1 protein-coding gene is annotated in these 319 nt (G+C 58.9%); it reads right to left on the bottom strand.

Translation table 11 applies throughout. The annotated features are described in order from the left end of the window. Window positions 1-319 (bottom strand): fimbria/pilus outer membrane usher protein (locus AC2A1E_RS24455; RefSeq protein ID WP_484385915.1); only part of this gene is annotated, 319 nt, incomplete at both ends.

Here is a 319-nt window from a genome sequence, read left to right as displayed (position 1 = left end):
GCCGCGCACCACCGGTGAATAGCCGCGCAGGCTTTCCGGTAGCATCTCTTCATCTGACATCAACTGGCCGCCGCGTAGCGGCACGCTGTCGAACACTTCGCTGGAGGAGTTGGTATCTCCCAGGGTCAACTGGCTCCTCAAAAAGAGGATATCGCGCTGGAGATAGGTATGGATGGACTGCCAGTGGTTCTGGCCCTGATCGCTGCCACTTTCCCGGTTCCAGACTGAATAGTTACGCAGGCGCCAAGGGCCGACGTTCAGGCCGCTGCGCAGGTTCAGGTAATAACTGTTGCTGGCTGCCGTATTATCCCCGGCACGA

It is taken from the genome of Serratia sp. HNCC26DJ206, from assembly GCF_057180605.1.
The sequence above is the reverse complement of the archived record's forward strand: the minus strand, read 5'-3'. Positions and strand labels throughout refer to the sequence as shown.